Genomic DNA, 14,137 nt, shown 5'->3' with positions numbered 1-14,137 from the left:
TTCTCTCTCATCGTAACAAACTTCGAATCACGATTTGTCTTTCGACATCGGATTCTCTTTTATGAACTGATCGAACAATGAACTAAAGTCACTGTTGAGCAGTTGCTCGATCGTCTTCGAAGAATCCATCGCATTGCGATACGCGACTTCATTGATGGCAAGGCCGATTGCCCAGGTGATCCCGGATGCCACTGTCGCATTGATCACGCTCGCCGCCGCGTTCGCACCCGGGAAGAACTTCATGACGTTCAACAACAGCGTCTTCGAAAGCGTCCGTCCGATTTGCGGGATGATCGTGCTGCCAATCAACGTTTTCAACATATCATCGCTCGCTTTGACGCCCCAATAACGGAACAAGTGGACGCTCATCGTCACTTGGATCGGTGTCAACGCGATGGCATCCGCGAACGGGAGTGGCACGGCAGCGGCAGTCCCAGCACTCGCGACATAGCCCGAGATGATCCGGTTCGCCTTCTTACGTTTCAGCTTGAGCATCGCTTCGCTCTCCGCATGAATCTCCATGAGCAATCCTTCTTGAAGTGACTGGTCGAGCTGGTCGACCGACCATGTGACGAGACGTTCCCAGTCAAGGTGGTCCCGAAGTTCAGCATCGTTCAATAACTCACCGGCGACACTTACCTGAAAAATTGCGTCTTCCGGTACGACTCCAGCCAATTCGTTTCGCAGCGCCGTCAATTCATCCATGTCGACTTGATCGATTTGCGTCAATAAGACAGCGACCGAAGTGACGTCGTTCAACTGTTTGATCAGCGTCCGATCGAGCGGTGTGACCCGTTTCATCGAGGCGTTGATAGCGTACCAGACGAGGTGCATCTGCTCGGCCGCAGGTTTTGTCTGCGCCCGTTCGACAAAGCCGATGACTTCGTCGGCATACGCCTGTTGGCGCTCACTTCCGATTTCGTACCCTTCACTATCATAGAGGACAATCGCGATGTCATCACTCATGAACTGGTGGATTCCACGCGTCACCGGCTCGCCGGCCGCCACTTTCGTCAAATCGCGACCGAACACATGGTTGACGACCGAGCTCTTCCCAGAACCGGTCGCACCGGCGATTAAAATGTTCGGCTTCTTGACTTCGCCTCGCAGACGACCCAACTCTTCTTTCAAATCGTACGTATCTAAATTAAATGGCACTTTTTTCTCCATATGACTTCCTCCTCATTGCTTGAGCGTACGCCCAAGCTGCTTCATCTCGTTCTCGAATCCACGTTGCACGTCCTGAACGATCGCTTGCCTGACCGTCTCATACTGTTGGTCGATGGCTTTTTTGATGCCCCGCTCCGCCGTCCGGCGCTTGAACGCCCAGTAGATGAAATGAATACCCGGAATCATCCCGAGCACCATCTTTCGAATCGTCCGCTTAAATGAATAATCAAAGCCGAGTTCGACCCGGCGCGTCTTGAAACCGACGTCCGCCTTTTTGCCGACGAGCGGATAGCGCTCCATCAGTTGAATGTAATGACGGACCCCCTGCGCCATCGCTTCTTCTGTCGTGAGCGCGGCCTGTTCGAGCGTGCTCTCCAAATCTTTTTCGATTTGACGCGCTTTCCAGCTGATCATCGCTTGCGGAGTGATCATCCGAATTTTTTCAGCCGAACGGTAACTCCGGTCGCGCCACGCTTCGAGCTCGTCCAATAAATGCCGGGTCAAGTTGAGCGGTAATTTCCGCTCGACATCCTGCCAGAGGTTCGTTCGGTTCCGCTGCCAGACCGCCTCATAACCGAGCGTCGGTACGACTTGTCCGCTCAGCAGCTTTTTCTCGACACTGTTCACTCGGATCATGGCGTCACGATTGATGCCAAGTTCTCGCATCAAGACGTCTTCCATCGCCTCGGCTTTCTCCACGTTCATCGCGCTGTCCGGATTATAGTTCGTCAAGATGATGGTGACGTTGCTCTCTTTCGCATAAAGCGGCTTCAAAATCGACTCGAGCTCATACGTTTCGACACGACCTGAGTTGATCGACAGCAAATAATAAATCGTGTGGAACCAGTCAGCGATGTCGAGTGCCCCTTCCCGCTTATTGACGACGGCGATGACCGCTTCATGCCATTCTTCAGACCGGTCGGCTTCAAGTCCCCACGTATCAAAAAAGCGGAACAAGATCCCGCGTTCAAGATCGTAATACTCGTATTCGTGCAGGCCTTCTGCCGTCACCGGGCTGCCCGCCCGTGACTCGGCCACGTCACGTCCGTAAATATAGTTCAAGAAGGCGCTCTTGCCGACGCCTGTTTTTCCCGCGATCAATATGTTCGAGACAAGCCCCGTGTTGTCCATATGGTTCCCCCTGCAGTCGTTGTATAATACCATTATACTAAACGGCCGCTTTTGAAACGTCCGACGGAAGGATGAGACGCATGCTTCACCACGTAGAGCTCTATGTTTCTGACCTGAACAAAAGTTTAATCGCTTGGGACTGGCTCCTCACAGAGCTTGGGTATACGGTATACCAACAATGGGAACACGGAAAAAGTTATCGTCATGGTGAGACGTACCTCGTCTTCGTTCAAACCGAACCGGCATATCTCGAACCCTCGTACCATCGGAAGCGAACAGGACTGAACCACCTCGCCTTTCACGCTGAATCGGTGGAGCAACTCGAATCTTTTCGCAGCCGCTTGTCCCGTTACGGCTTCAATGAGCTGTACGCCGACCGTTTTCCGTATGCGGGCGGTCCGAACTACGTCGCGCTCTATTTCGAAGACCCGGATCGCATCAAAGTCGAACTCGTGGCGACGATGTGAACGGATACAAATCCCCTTATCGAAAGTTTGTGAAAACAATTGCAAACTTTTTTAAGACCTCCTAGACTTAAGTTGTCTAAAGGAGGTCTTATTCAAATGGAAAAACAAGTTATCGATTATATGGAAGAAGCCGCCCATAAAAAAGCGACGCTCCTTCATCACTCGTTCGGTCAATACGCACTTCGCTCGCTCGTCGCCGGTTTTTTGATCGGGATCGGAGTCGTCTTCGCATTTACGGTCGGAAACATGTTCATCGACGTACCAGGGACGATGCTGTTTGCCGGCATGAGTTTCTCGGTCGCACTCGTCTTCATCGTCTGGATGGGCGGAGAGCTGTTCACGAGCAACACGATGTACTTGTATACCGGTGCGAAGCGTGGACGTGTCGCATGGAGCGATCTTGTCAAAGTGTGGGGCATCAGCTGGATCGGCAACTTGGTCGGCGCGCTGTTGCTCACGATCCTCGTCATCGGCGCCCACAGCATGGGTGACATGAATAGTGACCACTTGCTCGCAGTCGTAGCTGCTAAAAAGATGGGCGTTGACGCACTCGCCATTTTCTTAAAAGGAATTCTTTGTAACGTACTCGTCTGTATCGCCATCTTCATGCCGCTCAAGACGCAAAACGACGTCGCCAAAATCATGTTGACGATGCTCCCGGTCGTCGTCTTTTTCGCCGCCGGTTTCGAGCACTCGATCGCCAACATGGGTATCTTCGGGCTGGCCCTCTATTATGTGCCGTCTGAAGCCATCAACATCGGGCTCGCACTCTATAATCTACTGTTTGCCACACTCGGCAATATCGTCGGGGGCGCCTTGTTCGTCGCCGGCACGTACCTCCATTTGAACGCAAAACCTGGGACGGCGAACGTGGAAACGCTCCGCCAGAACGCATAAAAAGACAGGGGCCCCGATGCAGGGCCCCTGTTGTTGCGTAAATGATTATTTTGACGAATCGGCAGCGGCGATTTGAACCGCACCTTCTGCGACTTCGTCCTCGTCGACGTCCCAACATTCCGTGTTCTCGATGCCGAGCTTACGGGCCGAGAAGCGTGGGTTGAGACCTTGGGCCCGTTGCTCTTCGTAGTCACGAAGTACTTTGAAGGCAACACCGCCGAGAAGCGAGATGGCGACCAAGTTGATGAGTGTCATACCGGCCATGAACAAGTCGGCGAGACTCCAAACGAAGCCAAGGCTCGCGACCGAACCGAGGAAGACAAAGCCCATTGTGAGAAGGCGGAAACCGAAGACAGCGCCTTTGCTCTTCTTGATGAACTCGATGTTCGTCTCACCGTAGTAGTAGCTACCGACGATCGAGCTGAATGCGAACAAGAGGACACTGACAGCGATGAAGCCAGGTGCCCAAGCACCGATTTGCTCAGCCAACGCGTTTTGAAGGAGTGCGATCCCTTCACCGTTACCAGCCGCGTAGCTGTCCGAAAGGAGGACGATAGCCGCTGTCGCCGTACAGACGATCAACGTATCCAAGAACACACCGAGCGTCTGCATGAAACCTTGTTTCGCCGGGTGTGACACTTCTGCTGCCGCTGCTGCGTTCGGTGCCGAACCCATACCAGCTTCGTTCGAGAAGAGACCACGACGGACACCCATCATGATAGCCGCACCGACCGAACCGCCAAACGCTTGCTCGATTCCGAACGCGCTCTTGAAGATCATGCCGAGGACGGCTGGCATTTCTGTGATGTTCACGACGACGACATAAAGAGCGACGATCAAGTAAAGGACAGCCATGATCGGTACGACGATTGCCGAGAAGTTCGCGACCCGTCGGACGCCACCGAAGATGACGAGTCCTGTCAAGACGACGAGGATAGCGCCACCGACTGCAGCTTCGAGACCGAACGCGTTATCAAACGCTGCTGCGATCGTGTTCGATTGTACCGAGTTGAAGATAAGACCGAACGTGAATGCGATCAATACTGCAAAGATGATACCAAGGACGCGGTTGTTGAGCCCTTTTTCAATGTAGTAAGCTGGACCGCCGCGGTATGCGACGTCGTCTTTTACTTTATACACTTGAGCGAGCGTGCTCTCGATCATCGCGGTAGCGCCACCGACGAGGGCGACGATCCACATCCAGAACACTGCTCCCGGTCCACCGAGTGTGATCGCGACCGTGACCCCTGCCAAGTTACCAGTCCCGATTCGCGTTGCCGCTCCGATGAAGAACGACTTCGCCGAGCTGATGCTCTTACTATCTGTGGCGTCCGATTTTTCTGTGACGACACGGAACATCTCTTTTAAGTAGCGGAACTGCATAAACCTTGTCTTGACCGTAAAGTAAATCCCGGCCCCAATCAATCCGACGATAAGCACGTACGACCATAAGATGTTGTTTAAAAAGTCGACGCTTCCTTGTAACAAGTTTTGTACAGCTTCCATGAATAAGTTCCTCCCTGTTGTGGAAATCTAAGTTGAAGATTTTTTATGATGTCTTAGTTCTGAATTATACAAAGATTCTGACAATTAGCAACAATTTTTTTATAGGTGAGTTCACAAAAAATTCACATGACACACGACAAAAAGACTGAAAAACCGACACTTAAAGCGCTTACATGCTATTTTGGAAGAATGAATAAATCATCATTTTTATTTCGTTATTTGATTTAAGGTTTCACTTTTTTTAAAGAAGCTTCATCTGCATGACTTCAACGATCGCCATTTCATTGATGCGTCTCCTGATTGACCCCAACAAAAAAACAGTCGCTCGCATGAGCAACTGCTTGGTTTATACGCCGGTCCGTTTCTTCTGGTTGTTCGGCTTTTTCGTCAACTGGTTCGTCAACGGTTTTTGCTTCGTCCCACGAAGTCCTGTCGGCACTTTCGTTTCGTTCTGTTTCTTCTCGGCGAGTTTTTGCTTCATCGCCTCTTGGAAACTCAATTTCTTTTCACTCATATTATTCACCTCCAGCTTCGATCACTTTTACCCGACCGACCTGTCCATCGTTTAAGCGTACTTTAATGCCGTGCGGGTGACTTGGCGAGTTCGTCAAAATGTCTTTGACGACGCCTTTCGTCAACTTCCCGCTCCGCTGATCTTGTTTCAGGACGATCTGGACGTGGAGTCCTGGGCGAATGTCCGCGCGTTTCTTACCATCCATACCCGACACCCCTTTCCGTATAGTCAACCTCTATCATATGCTCTTTTCCCGCATTTGTCACAGTCTATTCAAACGGTCCGATCTGACCAAGCGTTTTCGTCAAATAACTTTGATCGGTCACAAACGTCGTCACGCCTTGTCCCCACGCGATTGAGACATCGACCCGTCCCCTTTCGAACGCAATCGTTAAAATCGTCCGGCCGCTCTCATTTTGAAGGTGGGCCTTACCGCTCAATTGCTCATACGCTTCGGTAAGGTCTCGTCCAAACGAGACATAGTCAGCCGTCCGGACCATTTCTGCGTCGCGAGCGAGGACGAGTTTTAGCGTCGTACGATTAGCCTCAGCAATGATGAATCGAACCGTGACGTCGTCGTTCCCGAGTTCGATCTGATGCATACTGATCCCCTCCTAAAAGACACCTCCCGAATGGAAGGTGTCTCGTCATTATAAGCGATATAACCGGGCTTCAAACGGCTTCAGCATGAACGTGTCTTGCTCGATCGGTTCCGGGTCCACCTCATTCGTCAAGACGAGCGTCGCCTCGTCAAGACCAGGCAGCGTCGTCTCGGCCGGATTCGCCGTCAAGTTGACGAGCACATAAAAGCATTGTTGCTCGAACTTGCGCTCATACGCGAATACTTGCAGATGTTCCGGCAAGAGATCACGGTAACTTCCATACGTGAACGTCTCCTCGGCTCGGCGTAGACGGATCATCGCCTTGTAGAACGACAGAATCGAGTTCACGTCTTTAGACTGTGCTTCCACGTTCAACGTCTCATATTCGGCATGGATCGGCATCCACGGGGTGGCTGACGAGAAGCCGCCGTGCGGCGAGGCGTCCCATTGCAACGGCGTCCGGACGTTGTCGCGTGACGTCCCCCACACGTGTTGCATCGAGTCGATTTCACTCATCCCGTTCGCGATCCGTTCGAAGTACTCGTTCTTTGTCGCGACGTCATCGTAGTCGTGAATCGATGGCAACGGCACGTTCTTCATACCGATTTCTTGCCCTTGATAGATGAACGGCGTCCCGTGCATGAAGAAGTACATCATCCCGAGCGCGGTCGCACTCTCACGCCAATAGTGGTTCTCGTCCCCGACGAGCGAGACGGCACGCACCATGTCATGGTTCTCGATATAGAGGGCGTTCCACCCTGTTTCAAGCAACCCTTGTTGCCACTTGTCAAAAATAAGTTTCAGTTCGACGACGTCAAGCGGGGCGAGCCGGGACTTGCGCATAATATCGACGTGGTCGAAATGGAACGCCATGTTCATCGCCCCGTTTCCAGGTCCCATCCACAGGTCGGCCGCTTTCGGCTCGATCCCGTTCGTCTCGCCGACCGTCATGATATCGTACTTGGCGAACGTCTCGCGCTTCATCTCTTGGAGATACTCGTGGATCCCCTCGATATTTGAATACATCGAGAACGCCGTGACGTGACGTTTGCCATCCGGGGAAGGCAACATCGTCTCGGTCGGCATCTTTTTAATGTGGCTGATCGCATCGACCCGGAACCCATCGATTCCTTTATCGAGCCACCAGTTGATCATATCGTAGACCGCACCGCGCACTTCTTCATTCTCCCAATTCAAGTCAGGCTGTTTTTTAGAGAACACGTGAAGGTAGTGCTGCTCGGTCGCCGCGTCATATTCCCAGGCCGAGCCGCCGAAAATACTGGCCCAGTTGTTCGGTGGCTCGTCTTCTGACCCGTCTCGCCATATATACCAATCCCGCTTCGGGTTGTCTTTCGAACTTTTCGATTCGACGAACCATGGATGTTCGTCTGACGTATGGTTGACGACGAGGTCTAGCAATAGCTTCATCCCTCGCGCATGGACCGCGCTCAGCAACGCATCGAAATCTTCCATCGTCCCGAACTCTTCCATAATGTCTTCGTAATCGCTGATGTCATAGCCGTTGTCATCGTTCGGTGATTTGTACATCGGACAGAGCCAGATCACATCGATGCCGAGGTCTTCCAAGTAATCAAGCTTTTCGATAATGCCACGGAGGTCGCCGATGCCGTCCCCGTTCGAATCTTTGAAACTGCGTGGGTATATTTGATAGACGATGGCTTCTTTCCACCATGCCCGGGCGATGCCTTGCTTCTCACTTTGTCTGAACGCCGTCTCCATACGCCAAATTCCTCCTAAGCCTACGATTAGTATCAATGAAGGTACATACCACTGTTTGGGTAAATCTAATCTTACAATATCATTAGTGCAAGCGTTTGCAAAGAAGTGCAAATAAAAATGCAGTCTTAGAGACTACATTTGTTCAACCGTCGTCACTTGTTCACAGAACGTACCGATCGCGTCGGCTAATCGACCGCGATCATGGTCCATCGTCGCCACATGGTACGATTGCTCCAAAACGATACGCTGCTTCGGCGCCTGAATCTTGTCATACAACCACATCGAATCTTCCGGCGGGACGACGTGGTCGACAGCGGAATGGATGACGCACGTCGGAACTACTACGTCCGACACACGAGGCCGAACTTCCTCGATCAAAGCGAGCAATTCGCGAATGGCCGACGTCGGTACTTTGTCGTAGACGATCTCATACACGTCATTTGCCTTGATATCCGGCTCGTCCTCGTCGATGAAGCGACAGACGTCGTCAGCCGCATGACACGCGTAGCCCGGTACAGACAACGCCGCGTTGATCGTGATGACGGCGTCGGCAAGGCCAGCGAGCGCGGCTTTTAAGGCGAGCGTCCCGCCCATCGATTGTCCGACGACGATGACGTGGCGACATCGCTCGCGCAAAAAGCGGATACCTGCTTCCATGCTCTCATACCAGCACTTGCTCGTCGAACATCTAAAGTCCTCGGGGTCGGTCCCGTGCCCCGTCAAGCGAGGGGCATACACCGTGAAGCCCTTTTCCATCAAGTCGATCCCGACATCGCGCACGCTTTGTGGTGTCCCATTAAAACCGTGACATAATAATATCCCGGTTTGATTCCCTTCATAATAAAACGTCCCCGCTCCCGGGATGACCGGATAAGTAGTCGTCGTCATTCGTTTCCTCCCTATCAATTCACAGTTAACCGATACACTTAATTTGTATTAATGAATTGTAAGAGTTCATGGCCTTATCGTCAACCTAAAAGGGAAAAATCCAAAAACTCATTACCTTGTCATCGAAATGTAATATGAACTTCGTGAAAAGGAGATTGAGTTCTGACGTCTGCTTGGTTATGTTTAACATGTAGTTGCAAAGTTGGTAAATGATAGTCAAATACACCAATCGATGGAGTCGCAACGAGCCATTTTCATAGACACCAGTCGATTAATGTAAGCGCTATCATTTCTTGTATTGACTAGGAGGGGGCTAAACGCTCAACAAGTGACCAAACGAATTGGGAAATCGTATCGGCCATCTACATACCAAAGGGAGACTACAACATGGGGAAACCAAAAGCACGTTCACTCAAACAAATGACCGGCCTCGCTTTATCAGCCGGACTGATCGTCAGCAGCATGACGCCGATCGCGGCAAACGTACAAGCCGAAACGTTGAACGCAGCAGACTTATTCATCTCGGAGTATATTGAAGGCTCAAGCAACAACAAAGCGATTGAATTGTTCAACGGAACCGATTCAGCCATCGACCTCTCTGCCTACAAGCTCGAACTGTATTCAAACGGCGGGACGGCTCCTGGCACGACGCTCAACTTGACGGGGACCCTCCAACCGGGTGGCACGTATGTCATCGTCAACGGCAGTGCGAGTGAAGCGCTCAAGGCAAAATCAAATGCGACGAGCGGCGTGACAAATTTTAACGGTGATGACACGCTCGTCTTGAAAAAAGGTGACACTGTGCTCGACGTCTTCGGTCAAATCGGTGTCGACCCGGGCACAAAATGGGGAACAAGCGTCGCAACCGCTGACCAGACGTTGATTCGTAAAGATACGGTCACGACCGGAGATGCTAACGGTACGGATGCGTTCGACCCAGCGGCGGAATGGAACTCACAACCAATCGATACGTTCACGAACCTCGGGTCGCACACGTTCCAAGGTGTCGTATACGGCGATGGCGGAACGGTAGAACCACCGGCACCGGTCACTCCGATTTCAATCAGTGATGCCCGCACGAAGGCAGAAGGTGAAACGGTCACGATCAAAGGCGTCGTTACGGCCAAACTTGCGAACACGATCTCGATTCAAGACGCGACAGGCGGCCTCTCAGTCCGTCCGACATCACTCGCGGTCAACGTCGGCGATGAAGTCGTCGTCACAGGTGCGATCGGTTCATACCGTGAGCTCCTTCAATTAAACAATGCGGTCGTCGTCTCGAAACAAACGGCGAGCGTCCCAGCTGCGCAAGTTCTCACAGGCGAACAGATCAATGAGGACGTCGAGTCTGAACTCGTGACGGTGAAGAACGTCACACTAACAGGCAGCGGTCAGAACTTGACGGCGACAGACGGAACGAAGGAATTTGTCGTCCGTGACGAACGCGGCGTTCTCGATTTACAGACGGACGTCAACTACGCATCAATCACGGGAATCGTCCAACAGTTCGACAACACGTATCAAATCATCCCACGTGATGCGGCTGACACAGCCATCGACCCGACGGTACTCCGTCCGGCAACGGCGAAGCCAGGCGCCGGCACGTTCGTCGGACCTCAAGACGTGACGCTTTCGACGACGACTGCGGGCGCTGAAATCTATTACACGCTCGATGGTTCAGACCCGAAAGTGAACGGGACACGTTATACAGGTCCAGTCCGTGTCGAAGAGACGAAGACGCTCAAAGTCGCCGTCAAGTCAGGCGATGCGTTCAGCGCCGTGACAACGTACGACTATAAGATCACGGACAAGATCCGCATCCATGACATCCAAGGCGCGAGCCACACGTCACCGATGAACGGCCAAACGGTCGAAGGCGTCGAAGGAATCGTCACGTACACGTTCGTCTCGATGGGAACGACGTATTACTACATTCAAACACCGGACATGGAAGCCGACCAAGACGCACGCACGTCAGAAGGCATCATCCTGTACGGCGGACGTTCGATCGCCGGCATTCAAGTCGGAGACCTCGTCAACGTGAAAGGTGTCGTCAGCGAGTATGCGATCGAAGGCTATAGCGATCGCCAACGGACAGATATGTTGATGACACAAATCGATACACGCAACGGACAAGTCGATGTCGTGAAGAGTGACGTCACACTCCCGACGCCAGTGAAGATTGACGAGTCGAACTTACCGACCGAGTTTATCGACAGCGACGCCCTCGCCGTCTTCAATCCAGACAAAGACGCCATCGATTTCTGGGAAAGCTTAGAAGGGATGCGTGTCGAGACCGCTAACCTCAAGTCAGTATCGCCGCAACAAAACGGTGACCTCGTGACCGTACTCGAAAGCACGCCGACCGAGACGTTCAACGGAGGAATCCTTTTGAAGAAAGATGACGCAAACCCGGAACGTATCCAGTTCCGTCTCGAACCGAACGCAGAAGCGCGTGAGTTCGATGTCGCGACCGGTGACCGTTTCAACGGACCAATCGTCGGTGTCGTCGGTTATTCATATGGAAACTACAAAATTCAAGCAGGTCTCGATGAGATGAAAGCTGCCTTTGTCAAAGGTGATGCTAAGCGTGAGACGACATTCATCGAGGCAGAAGAAGACAAGTTGACGATCGCTTCTTACAACCTCGAGAACTTCTCGAACAACGTGAAGGAGACGTCGGACGAGAAGGCGCTCAAACTGGCGAAAGCGTTCGTCGAAGAGTTGAACAACCCGGACATCATCGGCGTGACCGAAGTTCAAGACAACAACGGTCAAAGCACAGGAGATGCTGCAGCTGACCAAAGCTATCAACGCTTGATCGATGATATCGTCTCAATCGGCGGCAAGTCGTACAAGTACGTCAACATCGATCCGGAGAACAATCAAGATGGCGGCGCACCGAACGCCAACATTCGTGTCGGCTTCTTGTACAATCCGGAACGCGTCTCGCTCACGGAAGGCATCCCTGCCGGTGACGCGACAACGGCCGTCGGTTACGAAAACGGCAAGTTGACACATAACCCGGGCCGAATCGCGCCACTCGACCCAGCATTCAACAGTTCACGTAAGCCGCTCGCGGCCCAGTTCGACTTCCAAGGCGAGAACGTCGTCGTCATCGCCAACCATTGGAACTCAAAAGGTGGCGATACCGGCTTCTTCGGTTCACAACAGCCGGTCGTGCTCGGCAGTGAAGTGCAACGGAAAAAAATCGCACAACTCGTCCACAACTTCGTAGCGGACGTGAAAGCCGATAACCCGGATGCGAACGTCGTCGCCCTCGGTGACTTCAACGACTTCGAGTTTTCGGACGCGCTTCAAATCTTCAAAGGTGACTTGATGACGAACATGGTCGAGAAAGTCCCTGCCGTCGATCGTTACTCTTACGTCTACCAAGGCAACTCGCAAGTGCTCGACCACATCCTCGTGTCGAACCGTTTGGCCGCTACGACCGAGATCGATATGATCCACGTCAACGCCGACTTCACAGAGATGTCGGGCCGGGCCAGTGACCACGATCCGGTCCTCGCGCAAATCGACCTCACACCAGAACCCGTTGTCGATGTGAAACGTTACACGGTCGAGAACAATAAGGCTGCCCGTCTTGTCCTTCAAGACGACTACATCGGCGTGACAATCGGTAAAGGTACGAACTTTAAGAACGGCATCTTCGTGCGCGGCGTTTACACGGAATTGACGGGTGACCCGCTCAAGAACGTCGTCGTTCAAGTGAAGCCGAAACAAGCCGGTGCCATCATCGATTTCAAAGGCGCGACCGTCAAAGAAGTCATCGTCGACGGAACAAACCTTGCAGAAATTCGTGGTGCCGAGAACGTCAAACGCATCACGTATACGAAAGGCGCATCTGCTAAAACAGTTGTCGTCAAAAAATAACGAACGCTACCGCAGACATCTCGTCTGCGGTTTTTTGCGTTTTCAATCTCAAAATTCGGGGATTAAGAAGAAGATGCTGATTATCGGAGGATGACGTCATGGAAATGCACAACGGGAACTTATATTGGCCGATCACTGAGTCGGAACAGATCGTCTTACAAAAGCCGATCCAAAAAGAACAGTACGACGTGCTCGTCATCGGAGCCGGCATGTCCGGCACATTGACGGCTTACACGCTTTATGAGGACGGCATCGACTTCGCCGTCCTCGACAAAGGGAAAGTCGGAGCCGGAAGCACGGCGGCGAACACTGGGCTCATCCAGTATTCAAACGACATCATGTTGCATGAGCTCGCTGATCAGATCGGGGAAGTCGATGCCGTCCGCTTCTATAAATTATGTAGGGAGGCGGTCGATGCGCTCGACGAGGTCGCCGAGACCGTCGACGCAAAAGACGTCTACATCCGACGCGACAGTCTTTGCTTCGCGAGCGAGGAGGCAGATGTCTCCAAACTGAAACGTGAATATGAGATGCTCACCAAGCACGGGTTTGACGCTGAATGGCTTGATCAAACGGCACTCCAAGACCGGTTCCCATTTGATAAACCGGCCGCACTGATCACAAAAGGCGATGCTGAAGTCAACCCGCTCACGCTCAGCCGTCAAGTCGTTCGCCACCTATCGATGAACGACGTTCCGATTTTCGAGGAGACGGACGTGACGGAAGTCGTGCCTGACGGGGACGGCTGGCTCGTGTTGACGCCTGAAACAACGTTCAAGGCTAAGCATGTCATCTTCGCGACCGGTTACGGGCCGGCACCACTGCTCGACACCCATCGCATCGAGCTCAATCGTTCCTACGCCATCGCGACGAACCCAATCAAGGATTTCAAGGATTGGGACGGGCAGGCGCTCATTTGGGAGACGAAACGTCCTTACCTGTATTTACGGACGACGGTCGATGGCCGGATCATCGCCGGTGGCCTCGACGAAGAAAAGCCGGAAACACCTCATAGTGAGGCACTTATTCATAACCGGGCCGAGCGGATTCGCCAAGAAGTCGCGGCGCTGTTCCCGATGTACGATTTGACAGTCGAATACGCTTGGGCAGCTCTGTTCGGTGAATCGATCGACCATCTGCCCTTCATCGGGGAACACCCGGACCGGAAAAACCTGTTCTACCTGCTCGGGTATGGCGGCAACGGTACGGTTTACAGCATGTTAGGTTCTAAAATCTTGAGTGATTTAGTGCGCGGCATCGACAATTCGGATGCCCGGCTCGTACGATTAGATCGGACGCGTTAATCCCCTGGCGATCAGGGGATTTTT

Annotated in this window: 12 protein-coding genes; 4 read left to right on the top strand and 8 right to left on the bottom strand. The window is 52.5% G+C overall.

The window, feature by feature from the left end; genetic code table 11:
- Positions 1–27: 27 nt before the first annotated feature.
- Together EVJ20_RS09665 and EVJ20_RS09660 are read right to left on the bottom strand one after the other, a co-directional pair.
- Entirely contained in the window at positions 28–1,170 is a 1,143-nt protein-coding gene (locus tag EVJ20_RS09665; RefSeq protein WP_131508059.1) for a YcjF family protein, read from the bottom strand.
- Between the two features lie 12 nt (positions 1,171–1,182).
- Positions 1,183–2,301, bottom strand: a complete 1,119-nt coding sequence (locus tag EVJ20_RS09660) for a GTPase (RefSeq protein ID WP_131508056.1) — start codon at positions 2,299–2,301, stop codon at positions 1,183–1,185.
- Between the two features lie 80 nt (positions 2,302–2,381).
- Here EVJ20_RS09660 and EVJ20_RS09655 point away from each other — a divergent pair, with 80 nt between their 5' ends.
- Entirely contained in the window at positions 2,382–2,768 is a 387-nt protein-coding gene (locus EVJ20_RS09655) for a VOC family protein (protein WP_070328049.1), read from the top strand.
- A gap of 96 nt (positions 2,769–2,864) precedes the next feature.
- A complete protein-coding gene (locus EVJ20_RS09650) occupies positions 2,865–3,665 on the top strand; it encodes a formate/nitrite transporter family protein (protein ID WP_131508054.1) in 801 nt (266 codons plus the stop codon).
- 45 nt (positions 3,666–3,710) lie between these two features.
- Here the strand turns inward: EVJ20_RS09650 and EVJ20_RS09645 are convergent, their stop codons facing one another.
- The 6 genes from EVJ20_RS09645 to EVJ20_RS09625 all read right to left on the bottom strand — a co-directional run bounded on the left by EVJ20_RS09645 (position 3,711) and on the right by EVJ20_RS09625 (position 8,915).
- Positions 3,711–5,171, bottom strand: a complete 1,461-nt coding sequence (locus EVJ20_RS09645) for an alanine/glycine:cation symporter family protein (protein ID WP_070328047.1) — start codon at positions 5,169–5,171, stop codon at positions 3,711–3,713.
- Between the two features lie 346 nt (positions 5,172–5,517).
- A complete protein-coding gene (locus tag EVJ20_RS15245; RefSeq protein ID WP_016507944.1) occupies positions 5,518–5,685 on the bottom strand; it encodes a hypothetical protein in 168 nt (55 codons plus the stop codon).
- A gap of 1 nt (position 5,686) precedes the next feature.
- Positions 5,687–5,890: a YwbE family protein gene (locus EVJ20_RS09640; protein ID WP_016508010.1), complete on the bottom strand. Its 204-nt coding sequence runs from the start codon at positions 5,888–5,890 to the stop codon at positions 5,687–5,689.
- Positions 5,891–5,954: 64 nt separating this feature from the next.
- Entirely contained in the window at positions 5,955–6,287 is a 333-nt protein-coding gene (locus EVJ20_RS09635; RefSeq protein WP_131465814.1) for a hypothetical protein, read from the bottom strand.
- Positions 6,288–6,335: 48 nt separating this feature from the next.
- Positions 6,336–7,991, bottom strand: coding sequence for a glycoside hydrolase family 13 protein (locus EVJ20_RS09630; protein ID WP_131508167.1), 1,656 nt, complete (start codon positions 7,989–7,991; stop codon positions 6,336–6,338).
- Between the two features lie 168 nt (positions 7,992–8,159).
- Positions 8,160–8,915 carry an alpha/beta hydrolase gene (locus EVJ20_RS09625; RefSeq protein WP_131465812.1) on the bottom strand — a complete coding sequence of 252 codons (756 nt, stop codon included), beginning with the start codon at positions 8,913–8,915 and terminating at the stop codon, positions 8,160–8,162.
- 387 nt (positions 8,916–9,302) lie between these two features.
- On the opposite strand from EVJ20_RS09625, the gene EVJ20_RS09620 reads away from it, so the two are divergent.
- Both EVJ20_RS09620 and EVJ20_RS09615 read left to right on the top strand, forming a co-directional pair.
- Positions 9,303–12,809, top strand: coding sequence for a chitobiase/beta-hexosaminidase C-terminal domain-containing protein (locus EVJ20_RS09620; protein WP_131508052.1), 3,507 nt, complete (start codon positions 9,303–9,305; stop codon positions 12,807–12,809).
- A 98-nt stretch (positions 12,810–12,907) separates the two neighbouring features.
- Positions 12,908–14,113 (top strand): NAD(P)/FAD-dependent oxidoreductase, encoded by a 1,206-nt coding sequence (locus tag EVJ20_RS09615; protein ID WP_131508050.1) that lies wholly within the window; start codon positions 12,908–12,910, stop codon positions 14,111–14,113.
- Positions 14,114–14,137 lie beyond the last annotated feature (24 nt).

The organism is Exiguobacterium sp. SH0S1 (genome assembly GCF_004337165.1).
Lineage (GTDB): Bacteria > Bacillota > Bacilli > Exiguobacteriales > Exiguobacteriaceae > Exiguobacterium > Exiguobacterium aurantiacum_A.
The sequence above is the reverse complement of the archived record's forward strand: the minus strand, read 5'-3'. Positions and strand labels throughout refer to the sequence as shown.

Coding starts and splice junctions, on each gene's coding strand:
- EVJ20_RS09665 (WP_131508059.1), bottom strand. CDS start 1,170: ATGGAGAAAAAAGTGCCATTTAATTTAGATACGTACGATTTGAAAGAA.
- EVJ20_RS09660 (WP_131508056.1), bottom strand. CDS start 2,301: ATGGACAACACGGGGCTTGTCTCGAACATATTGATCGCGGGAAAAACA.
- EVJ20_RS09655 (WP_070328049.1), top strand. CDS start 2,382: ATGCTTCACCACGTAGAGCTCTATGTTTCTGACCTGAACAAAAGTTTA.
- EVJ20_RS09650 (WP_131508054.1), top strand. CDS start 2,865: ATGGAAAAACAAGTTATCGATTATATGGAAGAAGCCGCCCATAAAAAA.
- EVJ20_RS09645 (WP_070328047.1), bottom strand. CDS start 5,171: ATGGAAGCTGTACAAAACTTGTTACAAGGAAGCGTCGACTTTTTAAAC.
- EVJ20_RS15245 (WP_016507944.1), bottom strand. CDS start 5,685: ATGAGTGAAAAGAAATTGAGTTTCCAAGAGGCGATGAAGCAAAAACTC.
- EVJ20_RS09640 (WP_016508010.1), bottom strand. CDS start 5,890: ATGGATGGTAAGAAACGCGCGGACATTCGCCCAGGACTCCACGTCCAG.
- EVJ20_RS09635 (WP_131465814.1), bottom strand. CDS start 6,287: ATGCATCAGATCGAACTCGGGAACGACGACGTCACGGTTCGATTCATC.
- EVJ20_RS09625 (WP_131465812.1), bottom strand. CDS start 8,915: ATGACGACGACTACTTATCCGGTCATCCCGGGAGCGGGGACGTTTTAT.
- EVJ20_RS09620 (WP_131508052.1), top strand. CDS start 9,303: ATGGGGAAACCAAAAGCACGTTCACTCAAACAAATGACCGGCCTCGCT.
- EVJ20_RS09615 (WP_131508050.1), top strand. CDS start 12,908: ATGGAAATGCACAACGGGAACTTATATTGGCCGATCACTGAGTCGGAA.